This window comes from Sphingomonas sp. DG1-23 (assembly GCF_030730875.1).
In the GTDB taxonomy this organism is placed as follows: Bacteria; Pseudomonadota; Alphaproteobacteria; order Sphingomonadales; family Sphingomonadaceae; genus Sphingomonas.
Genome location: NZ_JAVAMA010000017.1, coordinates 1 through 17712, shown reverse-complemented (window position 1 = coordinate 17712; position 17712 = coordinate 1). Strand labels below are relative to the sequence as shown.

Annotated in this window: 10 protein-coding genes; 4 read left to right on the top strand and 6 right to left on the bottom strand. The window is 67.7% G+C overall.

Annotated elements, in window-relative coordinates:
- Position 1: 1 nt before the first annotated feature.
- From Q9Q95_RS20890 to Q9Q95_RS20870, 5 genes are all read right to left on the bottom strand, one after another.
- Positions 2 to 1000, bottom strand: coding sequence for a N(4)-(beta-N-acetylglucosaminyl)-L-asparaginase (locus Q9Q95_RS20890; RefSeq protein ID WP_306099100.1), 999 nt, complete (start codon positions 998 to 1000; stop codon positions 2 to 4).
- Between the two features lie 267 nt (positions 1001 to 1267).
- A complete protein-coding gene (locus Q9Q95_RS20885; RefSeq protein ID WP_306099099.1) occupies positions 1268 to 3184 on the bottom strand; it encodes an alpha-L-fucosidase in 1917 nt (638 codons plus the stop codon).
- 10 nt (positions 3185 to 3194) lie between these two features.
- Entirely contained in the window at positions 3195 to 5558 is a 2364-nt protein-coding gene (locus Q9Q95_RS20880; protein ID WP_306099098.1) for a GH92 family glycosyl hydrolase, read from the bottom strand.
- A complete protein-coding gene (locus tag Q9Q95_RS20875) occupies positions 5510 to 8071 on the bottom strand; it encodes a glycoside hydrolase family 3 C-terminal domain-containing protein (protein WP_306099097.1) in 2562 nt (853 codons plus the stop codon). Before Q9Q95_RS20875 ends, Q9Q95_RS20880 begins: the two co-directional genes overlap by 49 nt.
- Positions 8068 to 10701, bottom strand: a complete 2634-nt coding sequence (locus Q9Q95_RS20870) for a glycoside hydrolase family 2 protein (protein ID WP_306099096.1) — start codon at positions 10699 to 10701, stop codon at positions 8068 to 8070. Before Q9Q95_RS20870 ends, Q9Q95_RS20875 begins: the two co-directional genes overlap by 4 nt.
- 249 nt (positions 10702 to 10950) lie before the next feature.
- Between Q9Q95_RS20870 and Q9Q95_RS20865 the strand changes: the two genes are divergently transcribed.
- From Q9Q95_RS20865 to Q9Q95_RS20855, 3 genes are all read left to right on the top strand, one after another.
- Positions 10951 to 11688 (top strand): GntR family transcriptional regulator, encoded by a 738-nt coding sequence (locus Q9Q95_RS20865; protein WP_306099095.1) that lies wholly within the window; start codon positions 10951 to 10953, stop codon positions 11686 to 11688.
- A gap of 30 nt (positions 11689 to 11718) precedes the next feature.
- On the top strand, positions 11719 to 14622 hold the full coding sequence (gene galA / locus Q9Q95_RS20860) for a beta-galactosidase GalA (RefSeq protein ID WP_306099094.1): 2904 nt from the start codon (positions 11719 to 11721) through the stop codon (positions 14620 to 14622).
- A 69-nt stretch (positions 14623 to 14691) separates the two neighbouring features.
- Entirely contained in the window at positions 14692 to 15768 is a 1077-nt protein-coding gene (locus Q9Q95_RS20855) for a M23 family metallopeptidase (protein ID WP_306099093.1), read from the top strand.
- A 3-nt stretch (positions 15769 to 15771) separates the two neighbouring features.
- Here Q9Q95_RS20855 and Q9Q95_RS20850 read toward each other — a convergent pair whose 3' ends face one another.
- Positions 15772 to 16644: an alpha/beta fold hydrolase gene (locus Q9Q95_RS20850; protein ID WP_306099092.1), complete on the bottom strand. Its 873-nt coding sequence runs from the start codon at positions 16642 to 16644 to the stop codon at positions 15772 to 15774.
- 118 nt (positions 16645 to 16762) lie between these two features.
- On the opposite strand from Q9Q95_RS20850, the gene Q9Q95_RS20845 reads away from it, so the two are divergent.
- Positions 16763 to 17509, top strand: a complete 747-nt coding sequence (locus tag Q9Q95_RS20845; protein ID WP_306099091.1) for a hypothetical protein — start codon at positions 16763 to 16765, stop codon at positions 17507 to 17509.
- The last annotated feature ends 203 nt before the right edge of the window (positions 17510 to 17712 follow it).

The following is a 17712-nucleotide window of genomic DNA, read 5'->3' as shown; positions in this document are numbered from 1 at the left end:
CCTATTGCGTGCCGCGGGGGCCTTTGAGGCTCTCCGCGGCGCGTATCTCCGTGCGACCTGCGGGGTCGGTGACGGCAAATGTGAAACCCGGCTGGAGGGCGTAGCCGCCGACCTCGCCGTGCGTGTCGATGGCGAGAAAGCCGACCTGTGCGTCCTTGACCGCGTCGTCGCGCAGCCGGGCGATGTGGCGCACTGCCTCGCGGCAGGCGTCCGCCGGGCTCATCCCGGCGCGCATCGATGCGACGACCCGCGCCGTGCCGGCGATCCGCGTGACTTCCTCGCCGACGCCGGTCGCCGTTGCGGCGCCGACGCCGCGCTCGACGAACAGCCCGCAGCCCGCCTGCGGCGAATCGCCGATCCGGCCGCGCAGCTTGAAGGCCATGCCCGAAGTGGTGCAGGCCCCCGCCAGCGCGCCGTCCGGGCCGCAGGCGAGCATGCCGATCGTGTCGTGGTCGAGCGCCGAGCCGCGCTGGTTCTCGCTATTGGCGATCGGCTTGTATTCGGCGGTCTCGAGCCAGTCGCGCCACGCCGCCTCCGCCTCGGGGGTGAGCAGTTTGATCGGCGCGAATCCTTGCGAGAGCGCGAATTGGCGCGCGCCGGCGCCGACCAGCATCGTGTGCGGCGTCTTCTCCATCACGCGCCGCGCGACCGAGATCGGGTGAAGAATATCCTCGAGCGCGCCCACCGCGCCCAAATTGCCGCGATCGTCCATGATGATCGCATCGAGGGTCACATGGCCGTCGCGGTCGGGATAGCCGCCGAAACCCACCGAATGATTGGCCGGATCCGCCTCGGGCACCTGCGCGCCGGCTTCGAGCGCGTCGAGCAGATTGGCGGTGGCTTTCCAGCGCGCAAACGCCGCGGCGTTGGCGGCGGCGCCGAAATCCCAGGTCGAGACGAGGAAGCTGCGTCGCTGCGGTCGCGCCTGCGCCGGCCGGGTCGCAGCCGCTGCGGCTCCCCCCAGTCCCAATGCGAGTGCGCCGCGACGAGACGTCTTCATCGACACGATCCAGCTACCCAGTCTCAGGCGCCCCCTCCGGCGCCGCGGATGTGGCCGGTGCCGTCATTCAGACGCATCGGCAACGCAACCGGATTGTCATATATGAAACATAATTTCAATACCAAAAACTGCTTTGGTGCTATTGTGCCCTTGGATGTTGCATACCAACCACAATCATTGCGGGCGTGGGGCGGCGTTCGCCGCAAGGACGTTCGATGCGTTTAAGCTGTTCTTCGGCGTGCTTCCGTAACGGCGACGGCGCGCGTTTCAGCGTCGGGAGATGAACCCGCCAATGCCTGCAATAGCGAGGCGTGCGGCCGGAACCGCCGGTTCCTTGAAGGTCAATCGCAGGAAGCGCGCGCGCCGGGTTTTGGCAAACGGGATTCGCTGCGTCGACAGCGCGTAGGCGATATTGGAGAATTCGCCCGCGGCACCAGGTTCCCAATTGGTTCCATCGGCGCTGGTTTCGGCGACATAGCCTTTGGGCGGTGCCGCGCCGGTCATCACCTGACGTGACGGCGTCAGGCTGAACCCGGCAAGGTCCGCGTCCACGCCGAGATCCATGGTCACCTGCGCCGGCGCTCCGGGTGTCGGGCGTGGCTGTACCCAGATGCTCGCTGCATCATTGTCGAGCAGCTTCTCCGCCCCCGGCGCGCTCGCCGCGACGATCGACCATTTGGTGACGTCGAGAACCGTCGGATCGGTCGACACGATCACCGGCACCGGGACCGGTGCGACCGCGAGGAACAAGGCGAATTCGCTGATCGCCGGGCAGACCGGGGCGTCGAGCACGCGCAGCCGCACCCGGCGCGGCGCGATCGGCGCGTCGAGCCGGATGATCCGCTGCGCCGAGATGCAGTCATGCTCGGCGAGCGTGCGCCAGCTGCCGTCGATCTCGGCATCCACCGCGAAGCGCGTCACGCGCACGCCGAGCGGCAGATACTCGCGCAGCCGAATCACGTCGAATCGCGTGCCGGGCTTGAGATCGAGCGTCAGCGTCGGGTTGGTGATGCCTTCGGGGCTCGCCCAATAGGTCTCGCGATTGCCGTCGAGCACCCGCGCCGGTCCGAGCGCGCCCCCTCGGCTGTGGCTGGCATGCGCGACGGCGCCCCGCGCGAGGTCGCGCGCGAAGGTCGCGCGGATCGCATTGCCGAACGACTGGAGTATCCTGACGTCCTGATCGGGAATGCGCCCGCGGCGGTCGGGGGGTATGTTGAGGTTGAGGTTGGTGCCGCGACCCACCGATTCGTCATAGAGCCGGATCAACCGCTCGGGGCTCTTGACCTTCGAATCCTCGTCCGAATGGTAGAACCAGCCCGGACGGATCGACACGTCGGTCTCCGCCGGCCACCAGATCTCGCCACCACGGACTCCGGAATTGCCGTCCTTCTGGTCATAAGGCTTGTTCGGCATGGTCGGCCAGCACGGATCGCCGGCGACGCCGTCCTCATTGCCCACCCAGCGTATGTCGGCGCCGAGCGGATCGAAGGTGCAGGCATTGGGCTGCAGCTTGTGCACCAGAGCGACGATCGACGGCCAGTCATAGTAACGCGGAGCGTCGATCTTCCGCGCCTCGCGCGCGCCGCCATAATAGCCGTCGCCGCCATTGGCGCCGTCGAACCAGACCTCGAACAATTCGCCATAGCGGGTGCAGAGCTCGGTCAGCTGTGCACGATAATATTCGACATAGGCTGGGCGGCCATATTCGGCGTGATTGCGGTCCCATGGCGACAGATACAGCCCGAACGGCAGCTTCGCGCGGCGGCAGGCGTCGGCCATTTCGCGGACCACGTCGCCCTTGCCATTCTTGTAGGGGCTGTTGCGGATGCAATGTTCGGTGAGCAGGGTCGGCCAAAGGCAGAAGCCGTCATGATGCTTGGCCGTGAGAATCAGCCCCTCGAGCCCACCCGCTTTGGCTGCCGCGACGATCTGGTCGGCGTCGAAGTCGCTCGGGTCGAACAGCTTCGGGCTCTCGTCGCCATACCCCCATTCCTTGTCGGTGAAGGTGTTGATCGAGAAATGGACGAAGGCATATTGCTCGCGGCCGTGCCAGCGCCACTGGCGCGGGCTCGGTACCGCCCCATATGGCCTGGGGGTGGCCATACTGGCCAGCGCCGGCGCGGCAGGAAGCGCGCTCGCGGCGAGCCCGGTTGCGATCAGCGTGCGCCGGGAAAGCTCGGTCATATAATCCTCATCAAGCGGGAGTGCGGCCGAACGACGGCGGCCGGTCGGCAGCCGCGCGGCCGAAGGCGCGATTGGGCGTACGCGCCATGGTGAAACGCAAGGTGCCGCCTTTGGCCAGCTCGGCATGCGGGATCCAGCTGCGCGTCCACGGCCGGCCGTTCCACCGGACCGCGGCAACATAGGGCGTCTCGGGACCATTGCCTGGGGCCTCGATCACCAGCCGGCGTCCCGCACCCACGCGCAATTCGGCGCGCGCGAACAAGGGCGAGCCGAACACATAGGCCGCCTCGACCGGATCGACCGGGTAGAAGCCCAGCGCCGAGAAGACGAACCACGCGCTCATCTGCCCGCAATCGTCATTTCCGATGATCCCGTCGGGATCGTTCTTGTACATTTCGACGCAGAGCCGGCGCACCATCGCCTGCGTCTTCCACGGCGCCCCGACATAGGCATAGAGATAGGGCGCGTGCTGGTCGGGCTCGTTGCCATGGGCATATTGGCCGACCAGCCCCGAAATGTCCGGCGGGGCATTGGCGGGCAAGGTCGAGGGTGCGGTGAACAGGGCGTCGAGCTTCGCCTCGAACTTCGCGTCGCCGCCCAGATGCGCGATCTGGCCATAGATGTCGTGCTGGTTGAGGAAGGTCGCCTGCCAGCCATTCGCCTCGGTATAGTCGCGCCAGTCGGGCTCGGGCATATGGCCGAGCTGGATCGGGTCATAGTCCTTCCACCAGCTGCCGTCGGCGAAGCGCGGCCGGGCGAAGCCGATCCGGCCGTCGATCACGTTGCGCCAATTATCCGAACGTTTCAGCAGCCGTTCCGCGTCGCCTTTTGCGCCGGCCACGCCGGCGAGCCGGGCCGACGCCCAGTCGTCATAGGCATATTCCTGGGTGCGGCTGACGCTCTCGTTGACCTTGTCGGCGGGGACGAAGCCGAGCCGGTCGTAGAGGTCGCGACCGCGGCTATTTTCCTTGTCGGGTGCGGTAAAGTCGAAGCTGCGTTTGCGAATCGCGGGCCATGCCGCGGCATAATCTGCCTCGATGCCCTTGGCATGCGCCTCGGCCAGCGGCACCACGCCGTGCCAGCCGATCATCGTCCCGGTCTCCTTGCCCTGCAGCGGCCAGACCAAAGGCCCGAACGGCGACTGCGCGGTCTGGCGGATCAGATCGTCGACCAGTTGCTTGGTCCGCTCGGGTGCGATCAGCGTCAGCAGCGGATGCAGCGCGCGATAGGTGTCCCACAACGAATAGGTGCTGAACGCCGCGCCGCCCGCCGGCACGCGGTGCACTTTCCCGTCCATCCCGGCATAGCGGCCGTCGACATCCGAGAAGAGCGTGGGCGCCAATTGCGAATGGTAGAGCGCGCTCGACAGGATCGTGCGCTGGTCGGCAGTGCCGCCTTCGACTTGCACCGTCCCGAGCGCGGCGCTCCAGCGTTCGGCCGCCTCGCGCCGGGTGCGATCGAAATCCCAATGCCGCGCCTCGGCGGCGAGATTGGCGCGTGCGCCCGCGGCGTCGACTGCCGAGATGCCGCAACGCACCAGCACCGGCGCCGCGCCGGCATCGTCATAATGGAGCACGGCCTTGAGCCGCTTGCCCGTCACTTGCGTGGCACCGCGAGGCTGCTCGCCGTCGCCGTCGCCGATCAAGGTGATGCGGTCGGGCCGGCGCGACAGCTGCAGTGCGAAGAAAATCCGTCGCCCCTTGGCCCAGCGAAACACCCGCCGCGTACCGGTCAGCGCGCCGTCCGCCTCGATCGCGAGCATCGCTTCATCGATCAGCGGACGCGCGCCGGGGCGGTCGGGGACGAGGTGCGACAGGTCGATCAGCAGATGCCCCGCGCCCCGCGGAAAGCGATAGCGATGCCAGCCGGTCCGCTCGGTGACGGTCAGCTCGGCCTTTACGCCATTCTCCAGCGCGACGCGATAATAGCCCGGCTCGGCATGCTCGTCGGCGAAGCGCTGGCGATAGCCGCTGCCCGGCTGGTCCGCCGCGCCGGGCTGTAGCCGGACCGCGCCGGTGCCCGGTACGACCAGGACATCGAGCAGGTCGCCGATGCCGGTGCCCGAAAGATGGGTGTGCGAGAAGCCGAGGATCGACGTGTCGCCGCGATGATAGCCCGAACAGGTCTCCCAGCGCTCGACTCCGGTATCGGGGCTCAATTGCACCATCCCGAACGGCAGGGTCGCGCCGGGATAGGTGTGGCCGGTCCCGCCGGTGCCGATGAACAGATTGGGCCCGGCAGGCGGGAATGGCGTATGCGCGCGGACGGGCAGCGCAGCGGCGGCCACGCCGGCGGCGGCGGAGGAGAGAAGCTGGCGGCGCGTGGTCACCTGGGCAACTCGTGTGCGTCGCCGACGAGGGTGAAATCGGCCCATTGGCCGGGCCCGTCGCCGGGCTGGCCGCCGCCGACCCAGAGGCGGTGGGCGCCCGGCACCACCCGCCGCGTGCCGTCGCGCGCGACGACGCTGATGCTTCGCGGGTCGAGGGTGAAGCTGAGCTTTTGCGCCTTGCCCGGCGCCAGCGTCACGCGCTGGAAGCCGACGAGCTGGCGCTGGAGCACGGGGCTGGTCAGCGATCCGCCTTTCTGCGCCGGCGGCACCAGATAGGCCTGCACGACTTCCTCGCCTGCCCGTGCGCCGCTGTTGCGGACGGTCACCTCGACCTCGACCGGTGCGGCGGTCCCTGCGCCTTTCGCGGCCAGCCCGCTATAGGCGTAGCTGGTATAGCTGAGCCCGTGACCGAAGCCCCAGAGCGGGGTGCCGGTGAAGAAGCGATAGGTGCGTTCCTTCATCCCGTAATCGACGAAAGCCGGCAGATTCGACGCCGATTTGTAGAACGTGACCGGCAGGCGTCCGGAAGGATTGTTCGTCCCCGCCAAGGTTTCGGCGAGCGCAGTGCCGCCGGCCTCGCCCGGATACCAGGCGGTTAGGATCGCGTCGGCCATCGCCGGGTCCACTGCGACCGCGCTGCCGTTGGTCAGCACCAGCACTATTAGCTTGCCGGTATCGCGTAGCGCCTCGAGCAGTCGCTGCTGCGCCAGTGGAAGCGCAATGTCGGTGCGATCACCCCCGACGAAACCGGGCACGGTGACCTGCAGCGCCTCGCCCTCGAGATCGGGCGACAGTCCGAGCACCGCGACCACCACGTCCGATTGCTTCGCTGCCGCCACCGCCTGATCGAGCAGAGGCTCGGCCGGCGGGAGCCATAACAGCCGCAGCCCCTCATCCTCGCCGTGATGGTCGAGTTCGAGCCGGAAGGCGTGGCGGCGGCCGTCGCTGGTCAGCGGAATCTCGACCCGCGCCTTGCCGAGCGGACCCTGATGCAGCGGCTTGCCGTCGATCCACAGCCGCACGGCGTCGTGCTTGCTGCAATCCTTCCAGCACGCGGGAATGTCGATCGCCAGCGTATAGCGCCCCGGTCCCGGCGGCACGAACTCGCCGGTCCAGCGCGCCGCGAAGCCCCCGGCGTCAAGCCCCGGCGCCGGTGCGACGCGGGTATAGTTGAAGTCGATCCGGCGATCCTGCCGCACGATCGCGGGCGGGCCGGCTACCGTGGCGCCGGCGAAATACTCCGCCTTCAGCCCCGGTCTGCCGTCGGCGACGAAGGCGGTCTCCGGCACCACCACCGGCGCGCCATCGGCGAGGATCGAGCCTTGGGCGTATCGCACATTCGCCGTGCCGAACTGGCGGCGGATGCCCTCCAGCGGCGTCACCGGATCCCTGGCGGTGCCATGATAATTGGCTTCGAGCACATTGAGGTCGTCGGCATCGGCGCCGATCACCGCGATCCTGCTGCCCTCGGCAAGCGGCAATCGGCCGCCCTCATTCTGAAGCAATACGATCGCCTTGCGCGCGGCTTCGAGCGCCAGCTCGCGATGGGCCGGGGTGCCGACCGAATCAGGCGAAATACGGTTCCACGGGCTGTCCGCGCCGAACAGAGTGCCGAGCGCCTGCCGCGCCGAAAGCGCGCGGGTCAGCGCGGTGTCGACTTCCGCCTCGGTCACCAGCCCGCGCTTCACGGCCTGCGGCAGCGCGGCATAAGCCGACCCGCAATTGAGGTCGTTGCCGCCCTTGAGCGCCGCCGCCGCCGCGCCCGCGCCGTCGAGCCGATAATGGTGGAACAGATGGATGTTGGCGACCGCGTCGCAATCCGAAACGGTGAAGCCGGTGAAGCCCCAATCGCCGCGCAGCCGATCGATCATCAGCGAGGGCAGCGCGCAAACCGGAACCCCGTGGATCGAATTATACGCGCACATCAACGAGCGCGCCTTGCCCTCCGTCACCGCCAGCCGGAACGCCGGAAGGTAGGTCCATTCGAGATCCTGCGGGCTCGGATCGACGTCGAAACCGTCGCGCCCCGCCTCGGGGCCGCTATGCACCGCGAAATGCTTCGGGGTGGCGATCACCTTGGGGTATGCGGGATCGGGACCCTGCAGACCCTGAATGAACGCGACACCGAGATGCCCGGTCAGATACGGGTCTTCGCCATAGGTTTCCTGCCCCCGTCCCCAGCGCGGATCGCGGAAGATGTTGATGTTGGGCGACCAGATCGTCAGCCCCTCATAGATTCGCCGGTCGGCACCGATCGGCCGCGCATTGAACTTGGCGCGCGCTTCGGTCGCGACGACGTCGCCGACACGCCGCATCAAGGCGGTGTCCCATGTCGCGGCGAGCCCGATCGCCTGCGGGAAGACGGTGGCGTAACCATTGCGCGCCAGCCCGTGCAGCCCCTCATTCCACCAGTCATATGCCGGGATCCCGGCCTCCTTATCGGCGGGCGCAGTGCTTTGGAGCTGGGCGGCCTTTTCCTCGACGGTCATCGTCGCGATCGCCTTGGCCACCGCGTCGGGATCGGGCTCGGCGCCGGCGAGCAGGAAGGGGAGGATCATCGTTGCGGTCCCAAGGTACGAAGCGTGAGGGCGCGCCTGAGCGCGGCGGCGGAAGCGTCGGAGCGAATTTCGATCGTCACGCTCTCGCCGGGCAGCAAGTCGAAACCGTCGTCGCTCGGCTGCGCCGCCACGGCGGCGAAATCGAGCATCACCGCCCGGGAGAGCGTGCCAGCGGTGATCGTCACGCTTTTGCCTTCCCAGCGCGTCGTCAGCGCGGGCGCCGGATAGGCCATGTCCTTCGGCAATGCGCGCTCGACGATCGTGCGCGACACGCTGCGCCCGTCGATCAGCAGTTCCGCGACCGCAAAGCTGACCTTCGCATCGGCACCGGCGAACAGTTCGGCATCGGCGACGCTCGCCGCCTCCTGCGCGCCCAGCGGTTCGAGCGTCACCGCCGCGCCCTTGGTGCCCAGCGGCCTGCCGGCCATGTCGAAGGCACGGATGCGCCACTCGGCAGCGATCGGCGTGGTCGCGTCGGACACCAACGCCACCCGCGTCGCCCCGTCCCTGTGCTCGGCGACGATCGCCTGCGGCGCGAAGAAGCGCCGCGCGGTATAATGGAGCAGCTTCCACTGGCCTTCATAATCCACGCTCGCCCACGAGATCGCCGGCCAGGTATCGTTGAGCTGCCAATAGAGTGAGCCGAGCGTCACCGGGCGGCAGGCGCGGTGGTGCCGCGCCGCCATGTCGATCGCCTGCGCCTGATTGACCTGCGTCAGATAGACGAGGTCGGCGAAATCCCTGGACTTGCGCAGCCTCTGATCGAGATAGTGCTGGAGCCGGGCGTTGCCTTCGCCGGCGAGGAATTTCTGGTGCGCCTTGAGCACCGGGCTGTCGATCGCCAGCGGCCCCTTGCCGGCAAAGCCGCGAATCGTCGACAGGTCGGGCATGGCCTGGAAGCCATATTCGGACATGAAGCGCGGGCAGCTATCCAGATAGCGCTCGACCGGCTTCGATCCCGACCACACGTCCCAGAAATGCCGGTCGCCGTCCTTGTCGGTGTCGGTCGGACCCTCATAATCGGTCGAGGGCGAGCCGGGCCAATAGGGCGTGCCGGGTGCGCGTTTCGCCACTGCCTCGCGCAGCACCCGATCGAAGAGCACCGCCATGCCTGCGCCGATCCGCTCCTGTTCGTCGGCGCCGACGCGCTTCTTGAACGCCTTGCGATCGGACCAATTCTCCCATCCCGACAGCACTTCGTTGCCGCCTGCCCAGCCCACCAGCGAGGGATGCGGCTGGAGCCGTTCGACCTGTTCCTCGGCCTCGAAGCGGACATTCTCGCGGAACGCCGCGTCGGGCGGGGTTACCGATCCGCCGAACATGAAGTCCTGCCAGATCATCAGCCCCATCTCGTCCGCCATACGGTAAAAGGCGTCGTCGAGATAATAGCCGCCGCCCCAGACGCGGATCATGTTCATGTTGGCGTCGCGCGCGCTGGTCAGGATCTGGCGCATTTGCGGCTCGCCGACCCGCGACGGGAAATTGTCGAACGGGATCAAGTTCGCGCCCTTGGCGAAGATCGGCACGCCGTTGATCCGAAAGCCGAAGCTGCCGTTCTTGCGGATGAATTCGGTGGTGCGCAGCCCGATTCGCTGTGTGACGCGATCCTCGGTGGCGCCGTCGGCATCGAGCATGGCTTCGACTGCGTAAAGCGGCTGCGCGCCATAGCCAACCGGCCACCAGCGCTGCGGCCTCGCGATCGTCAGCGGCGCGCTGACCATATTCTCGCCGGCGGCGAGGCTGGCCGTGCGGCTGACCTCGACCTGCTTGCCGTCGGGGCCAGTGACCCGCGCGCGCAGCGTTACATTGGCGGGAGCGCCCGCGACGATCCGCCAGCGCGCGACCAGCCGCGCCTCATTATCGTTGAGCGCTTCCTGGTCGACGCGGAAGCCGTCGATCCGCGCTTCATCCCACGCCTCGATCCGCACCGGACGCCATAGCCCGATATTGATCAGCCGCGGGCCCCAGTCCCAGCTGTAATGATATTTGGGTTTGCGGATGTACGGCGAGGTCTGCTTGCCCTTGGGTTCGTCGCCGAACGCCGAATCATATTCGCCCGGCAGCGGATTGGCCTCGGCCAGCACCATCGGCTGGAGCGTTCGGATCGGCGAGGCGATGCGGACGATCAGCTCGTTGCGGCCCGGCTTCAACGCCGCCTTTGCATCGACCCGCCAGCGGCGATGGGCATTGTCGGTCGTCAGCAGCTGCTTGCCGTTGAGCGCCACCGTCGCAAAGGTGTCGAGCCCGTCGAACACCAGCTCGACATGGTCGCGCGCCAGCATAGCCGGAGTCACGTCGATCACCTTGCGGAACTGCCAGTTGGTCAACCCCGCCCATTGGATGGGTGCTTCGTTGATCCCTTTGAACGGATCGGGCACGCGCTTCGCCGCGATCAGATCCTGCTGGACGCTGCCGGGAACGCGCGCCGCGAACCAGCTGGCTTCGCGGGGATGCTCGCGCGCCTTGTCGGCATCCGCCGGATCGATGCGCACTTCCCACGCGCCATCGAGTGACACCGTTTCGCGCGGCGCTGCAACGGCGCAGACGCTCGCGAGCAATGCAGGCAAAAAAGCGAGAGATCGAGCAACCCGCCGAAGACGATCGGTCGGGCGAACTCCAACAACCTGCATCCGCTCACTCCACTGGCGCCCGACAGCGGGGCGCGGGGCGATGTAACCAATATAGGTCCTGCGGCACAATAGCCGCGTTCGCCGATTTGCCTCCCGCACGACGGTGCAAATCGACGCTCCAAGCCGTTTGCGACGCGCGTTAGATACCAATATGAATCCATCCCATGCCATTGCCCGATCCGGCGCGTTGCGATAGCGTTGTCATCAACCCGGGGCGACGGCTGCAGGGGCACCGCAGGGGGAGAGCAAATGGCATTCTCGGATCAGGTCGGGCGTTTCCGCGAGGATAATCCCTCGCCGCTCTATCTCCAGCTCCAGCAGCTCATCCGCGATGCGATCGGCGCTGATATCCTCACGCCGGGCGATGCGATTCCTCCGGAGCGCGACCTCGCCGTCGAATATGAAGTCGCGCGGATCACGGTGCGCAAGGCGATCGTCGGGCTGGTCGAGGAAGGCCTGCTGACTCGCCGCCGTGGCGCCGGCACCTTCGTCACCGGCCGGGTCGAGAAGAGTTTTTCCAAACTTTCCTCGTTCACCGAAGACATGGCGGCGCGCGGCCGCAAGGCGAGCAGCAGCTGGATCAGCCGCGCGCCCGGCAAGGTGAATCCCGAAGAGGCGATGATGCTCGGGCTCTCCCCCGGCGCGCCGGTGCTGCGCTTCGCGCGCATCCGCTATGCCGATGACGAGGCGATGGCGCTCGAATTCTCGACGATCGCCGGCTATTGCCTGTCGTCGGTCGATATGGTGCAGGACTCGCTGTACAGCGCGCTTGAAAAGGCCGGCAATCGCCCTGTCCGCGCGCTGCAGCGGCTCCGCGCGGTCCCGTTCGGAAGCGAGCACGCCAAGATGCTCGGCGTCGATCCCGGCCACCCCGGGCTGCTGATCGAACGGCGGGCTTTCCTGCGCGACGGCCGTCCTGCCGAGGTCACCCGCTCTTACTATCGCGGCGACGCCTATGATTTCGTCGCCGAGCTCAGCGACATCTAACGTCGCTTTTCCAGTGTTGGAGTATCAGTAATGGATCGCCGCGAACTTCTTCTCGGAGGCGGCGCATTGTTCGCCGTTCCCGCGGGCGTGGCGACGGCGACGCCGCGGCCGGGCGACGGTGACGGCTTTCCGATGCCCCCCGCGCAGCGGCGTCTGCCCGCGCGGCTTCCCGATCCGGATCCCTCGCGCACCCTGCTCGAACTCGGCTGGCGTTTCCACGAAGGCGACATTCCAGTCGCCGAGCCGCAGGGGCATCATCAGACCTATCTGAGCGTGAAGGCCGGCAATGCGCTCGGCGCGGCAGCGATCGCCTATGACGACACCGATTGGGACGAGGTGCGGCTGCCGCACGATTGGGCCGCGGGGCAGCCTTTCGTCGAGACGGCGAACGTCTCGCAAGGCTATCGCCCGCGCGGGATCGGCTGGTACCGCCGCATGCTCCGCCTCGATCCCGCCGATCGCGGCAAGACCATCGAACTCCATTTCGACGGCATCGCCACCAACGCGACGATCTGGGTCAATGGCAGTATCGTCGCGCACAACTGGTCGGGCTATAACAGCGTTCATGTCGATCTGACGCCGTTCGCGCGCTTCGGCGACGAGACCAACATGATCGTCGTGCGCGTCGACGCCAATGCCAAGGAAGGCTGGTGGTACGAAGGCGCCGGGCTCTATCGCCACGCCTGGCTGGTTCGCCGCGCGCCCGTCGCCATCGTCAGCGACGGCGTACATTGCGATCCGCGCCGGGCCGCCGACGGCCATTGGCAAGTGCCTGTCACCGCCACCCTCGCCAGCATCGAGAGCGCCGCCGCGGTCGTGACGCTCGAAGCCACTCTGCTCGATCCCGCGGGGCGCGCGATCGCAACCGGACAGGCAGAGGTGACCGTCCCGACGCTAGACCGGGCCGAGGCGGCACTGGTCCTCGACGCCGGCAGCCCTTCGCTATGGTCGGTTGAGGCCCCGACACTCTATACGGTGCGCACCCGTCTGCTCCGCGACGGCGTCGCGGTCGACGAACGCCGCATCGCGATCGGCTTCCGCAGCGTGCGTTTCGATGCGGACAAGGGGCTGTTCGTCAACGGCGTGCCGGTCAAGCTCAAGGGCGTCTGCCTCCATCAGGACCATGCCGGGGTCGGCGTCGCGGTTCCCGATGCTTTGCTCGGCTGGCGGCTCGAGCGGCTCAAAGCGATGGGTTGCAACGCGATCCGCATGTCGCACAACGCGCCCAATGCCGAATTGCTCGACTGGTGCGATCGGATGGGCTTCCTCGTCATGGACGAGAACCGCAACTTCAATCCGGCGCCCGAATATCTCGCCCAGCTCGAATGGCTGGTGCGGCGCGATCGCAACCATCCCAGCGTGATCCTGTGGTCGGTGTTCAACGAGGAGCCGATGCAGGGCACCGAAGCCGGAGTCGAGATGGTCCGGCGGATGGCGGCGGCGGTCCGCCGGCTCGACGACAGCCGCCCGGTCACCGCGGCGATGAACGGCTCGTTCTACAATCCGGCGAACGTGTCGACCGTGGTCGATGTCATGGGGTTCAATTATTATCAGGCCGATTACGACAAGTTCCACCGGCTCAACCCGACCAAGCCGATCACCAGCTCGGAGGATACCAGCGCCTTCGAAACCCGCGGCGCCTTCGTCACCGATTCGGCCGGCCACGTCATCACCTCCTACGACACCGAAGCGGCAAGCTGGGGCGGCACCCACCGGGATACGTGGAAGGAAATCGTCGCGCGCCCGTTCGTCGCGGGCGGCTTCGTCTGGACCGGGTTCGACTATCACGGCGAACCCACGCCGCACGATTGGCCGACGATCTCGAGCTTTTTCGGCATCCTCGATCTGTGCGGTTTCCCGAAGACCGCGTTCGATATCCACAGCGCGCACTGGATCGACGATCGTCCGGTCGTCGCGATCGCCCCGCACTGGACCTGGCCGGGCCGCGAGGGGCAGCCGATCAAGGTCTTCGTCAGCAGCAATGCCGAAATGGTGGAGCTGCGATTGAACGGCCGCGTGCTCGGCGTCCAGCAGGTCGATCGGATCATGGGCAATGAATGGACCGTGCCTTATGCTCCCGGCCGGATCGAGGCGCGTGCAATGCGTAGCGGCAAGATGGTCGCCGCTGCGGCGCACGAGACCGCGGGCCCGCCGGTCGCGCTGCGGCTCACCCCTGCGCGGACGGTGATGGCCGGCGACGACGAGGATGCGCAGCCGATCACGATCGATGCGGTCGACGCCCGCGGCCGTCACGTCCCCACTGCCAATCTGAAGACGGTCTTCGCCATCGAGGGCGGCACGATCCTCGGCGCCGGAAATGGCGATCCCAACAGTCACGAGCCCGAGCAATTCGTCCGGCAGCCGGGCACGCGCTCTTTGTTCAACGGGCTGGCGCAGGTGATCGTCCGCGCGGGCACCGGGCGGGGACGGATCGAAGTGCGTGCCACTGCGGAAGGGCTGAAAGGCGCGATGCTGGTGATCGACCGCGCCGATATCGCGCCGCGGCCGCAGGTCCCGGCGACTCCGCCGGCGGCGCTGCAGCTGCGCGACTGGCGCCGCTCGCCCGCGCTGGCCGAACGGCCGGATCCCACGCTCGCGCCCGCCGATGGCGATAATAACAGCTGGGACATGGTCCGCAGCGGCCAGCCCACGCCCGCCGAAGCCCGGCCGGGCTGGCGCGTCTACCGGACCCGGGTCACGCCGTGGAAGCGCGTCGCCGCGGAAGGCGGCGTGATCGCGTTCGAGGCGATCGCCGGCCGTGCCGAATTGTGGATCGACGACGCCCGCATCGCCGTGAAGGACAGCCCCGCCACCGGGCCCTTACGCGCGCAGATGGCGCCGATGGGCGGGCCGCGCATCGTCGTGCTGCTCGTCGAGGCGCCGGCGGGCCAGCCTTCGGGCATCCTCGGTCCGGTAGCGATCGCGACGCGCTGACGCCGGATTGATTCGGATCGGTTTGGCGGCTCTACTGGCGCCGTCGAAGTCGTCGGAAAAGGTCCTGAGATGCTCCGCCACGCCGCGATCCCCGTTGCCGCCGCGGCTCTGTTCGCGTCGGGGACGACGGCGCCCGCGAGCCAGCAGGTCCGGCAGGGATTCGATCTCCGCGTCCCGGTCGCGCCGATCGCAGTGACGGTGGCGGGCCGCCAGCGCCTCGTCTACGAACTCCATCTGTGGAACCTCGCGCGGCGTCCACTGGCGCTCGATCGGCTCGAAATCTTCGCCGATGACGGGCTGGCCGCCGATCTGGGAAGCGACGAACTGGCGAAACGCGCGCGCAGTCCGCTCGATGCGCCGCGCATCGAAGTGCCGCCGGGCGAGCACGCGATACTCTATCTCGAGATCGACGGCGCCGCGCCAGCGTTGCTGCGCCACCGCCTCACCTATACCGAAGCCGGCAATCGCCATTTGGTCGAGGGCGGCGCGGTCCGCAGCGTGCGCGGGCCGCTCCCGGTGCTCGACCCGCCGCTGCGTGACGGCCCCTGGGCCGCGGTCTACGATCCCGCGCTCGATCGCGGGCATCGCCGCGTCCTCTACGCAGTCGATGGGCAGGCGCGCATTCCGGGCCGGTTCGCGATCGACTGGATGCGCCCGCCCGAACCCGGCGCAGCCGGGAACGGTGCCGGTGCGGAAGTGCTCGCCGTCGCCGACGGCTTGGTGGCCACGGTGCGCGACGACGTGCCCGATCCGGTCCCCGGCAAGCCGAAACCCGCCGCGGGGATCGGCGACGCCGCCGGCAATTATGTCTCGCTCGACATCGGCAATGGCCGCTTCGCATTCTACGAGCATCTCGCCAAAGGCATCCGCGTCCGCCCCGGCCAGCGGGTGCGGGCAGGCGAGGTCATCGCGCAGCTCGGCGCCACGGGTCAGGCCGATACGCCGCACCTGCATTTCCACCTCGCCGACCGCAATTCGCCGCTCGGCGCCGAGGGCCAGCCCTATTTGCTGCGCGGCTGGCGCCAGATCGGTGCGTACCGTGCGATCGAGGATTTTGGTGCAAAGCCATGGACCGCCGCCTCGACGCGCGCGGTCACTGCGTTTCCCGCCCCCAATGTCGTCGTTCGCTTCGGCGTGGAACGCTGAGCGCTATCCGGGTGGATGCACGCGGCCGAGAAAGTCGCGGATCAGCGCAGTCACTTCGTCGAGATTGGTTTCGAGCAGCCAATGGCCGCCGTCGAGCAGATGGAGTTCGGCATCGGGCAGGTCGCGCAGATAGGCGCGCGCCGATTCGGCCGGCATATAGCCGTCCTGCGGCCCCCACACGATCAAGGTCGCCGGGCGGTGCCGGCGCAGCCATGCACGGTGCTCGGGAAACCAGTCGCGATTCGCCTTGAGCCCGGCGATCAGGTCGATTGCGATCTCCTTGCGCTCGGGGGTGATCAGCGACCAGTGCAGCTTCCACAGGTCGGGCGGAATCCGCTCGGCGAGGTCGGGTCGCACTGCGTTGAGGAATTCTTCCCGGAACGCCTCTTCGGTGATCGCCTCGGCCAGCTGCGCACGCATCTCTTCGGGCGGCAGCGCCCAGCTCTTCTCGATCTCGGCATATTTGGCGCCGAGCGCATCCTCATAGGGGATGTCGCCGTTCTGGATGATCAGCGCGGCCACGCGCTCGGGCGCCCGGATCGCCAGCCGTGCGCCGATCGGCGAGCCGAAATCGTGCAGATACAGCGCGAAGCGGTCGACCCCCAGGGCCCGCACGAACGCGTCGAGCAGCGCGGCATAGCCGTCGAAACTATAGTCGAAATCCGCGGGCGTGGCGCTGTAGCCGGCGCCGGGATAATCGGGCGCGATCAGCCGCCAGCGGTCGGCCAGCCGGGGCATCAGATTGCGGAATTCGTACGAGGAGCAGGGATAGCCGTGCGGCAGCAGCACCACCGGCGCGTCCGCCGGCCCCGCCTCGCGGTAGAAGATTTCGATCGCGTCGATCGTGACGCGGCGATGCCGTACGGCGGTGTCCATCTCGCTGCTCCTCTCGCCGCATAGATACTGCCGTGCGCCAACCGGGTTGCGGCACGGGCTATGCGTCAGGTCCGATTTTTGCTGCACTTGCGCCGGAGCGACGCAATGCGGGGGCGGAATGAGCGCGGACATCGGCGATGACGGCATCGATTCGCGCGCGTTGCTCGGCGATTTCGAGACAGATCTGTGGCTGCCGCGCTTTCGCGAAGCCGAATGTGGCGACTGGTCGATCAGGCTGCTCCCGGTGACTGCCGCGCGCGGCTATTGGGGAAAGGGTTATCGCACCCGCGGTGCGGTGACCTTGATCGGACCATTCGCCGAATCGGGCGCGGCGTGGATGTCGCTGGTGCCGATGGAGGTCGAGAGCCAGGAAATCGGCGTGGCAGCGGCGCGCGGGCACACCGTCGTGCTCGGCCTCGGCATGGGTTGGTGCGCCGCCAATGTCGCGCTGAACCCGGCGGTCGAGCGCGTGACCGTGGTCGAACGCGATCCGAATGTCGTCGCGCTCATCGCTGGCCTCGGCATCTTCGATCAACTGTCCGCACCCGTACGGGCCAAGATCCGCATCGTCGCGGGCGACGCGCTGACATGGCGGCCGGGCGAACGCGTGGATTGCGTCCACGCCGATATCTGGGCGACGCTCCTCGCCCCGGAGCGATGGAGCGAGGTGCGGCGCATCCATGCCAATATCGGTAGCGACCTGCTCTATTTCTGGGGGCAGGAACTCGAGCTCCACCGTCTCGACGCCGGCGAACCCGATATCGCGGCATTGGTTGCGCGCACCGGTCTTCCGCTGATCGCCGACTCGCGCCCCGATTATCGGGAGCGCATCGCCGAGGCGGCGCGCTGGTGGCACGGCGGATGACTCGTGTCAGGCCGGCAATGGCGGCGGCGTTCTGCAGCCCGGTCGGGACGATCTGCGATTAATTGTCGTCAATGTGTCACTTTTTTCGATTCTGTGGGTTGACGGGCGGGGACGACCCCCATAAATGCCACTCCACCGCAGCGGGGGCCCAAACGGGGTTCTGCAGTGGTCATCGAAAACCAGGCGCACGGTTCGCCCCGAGA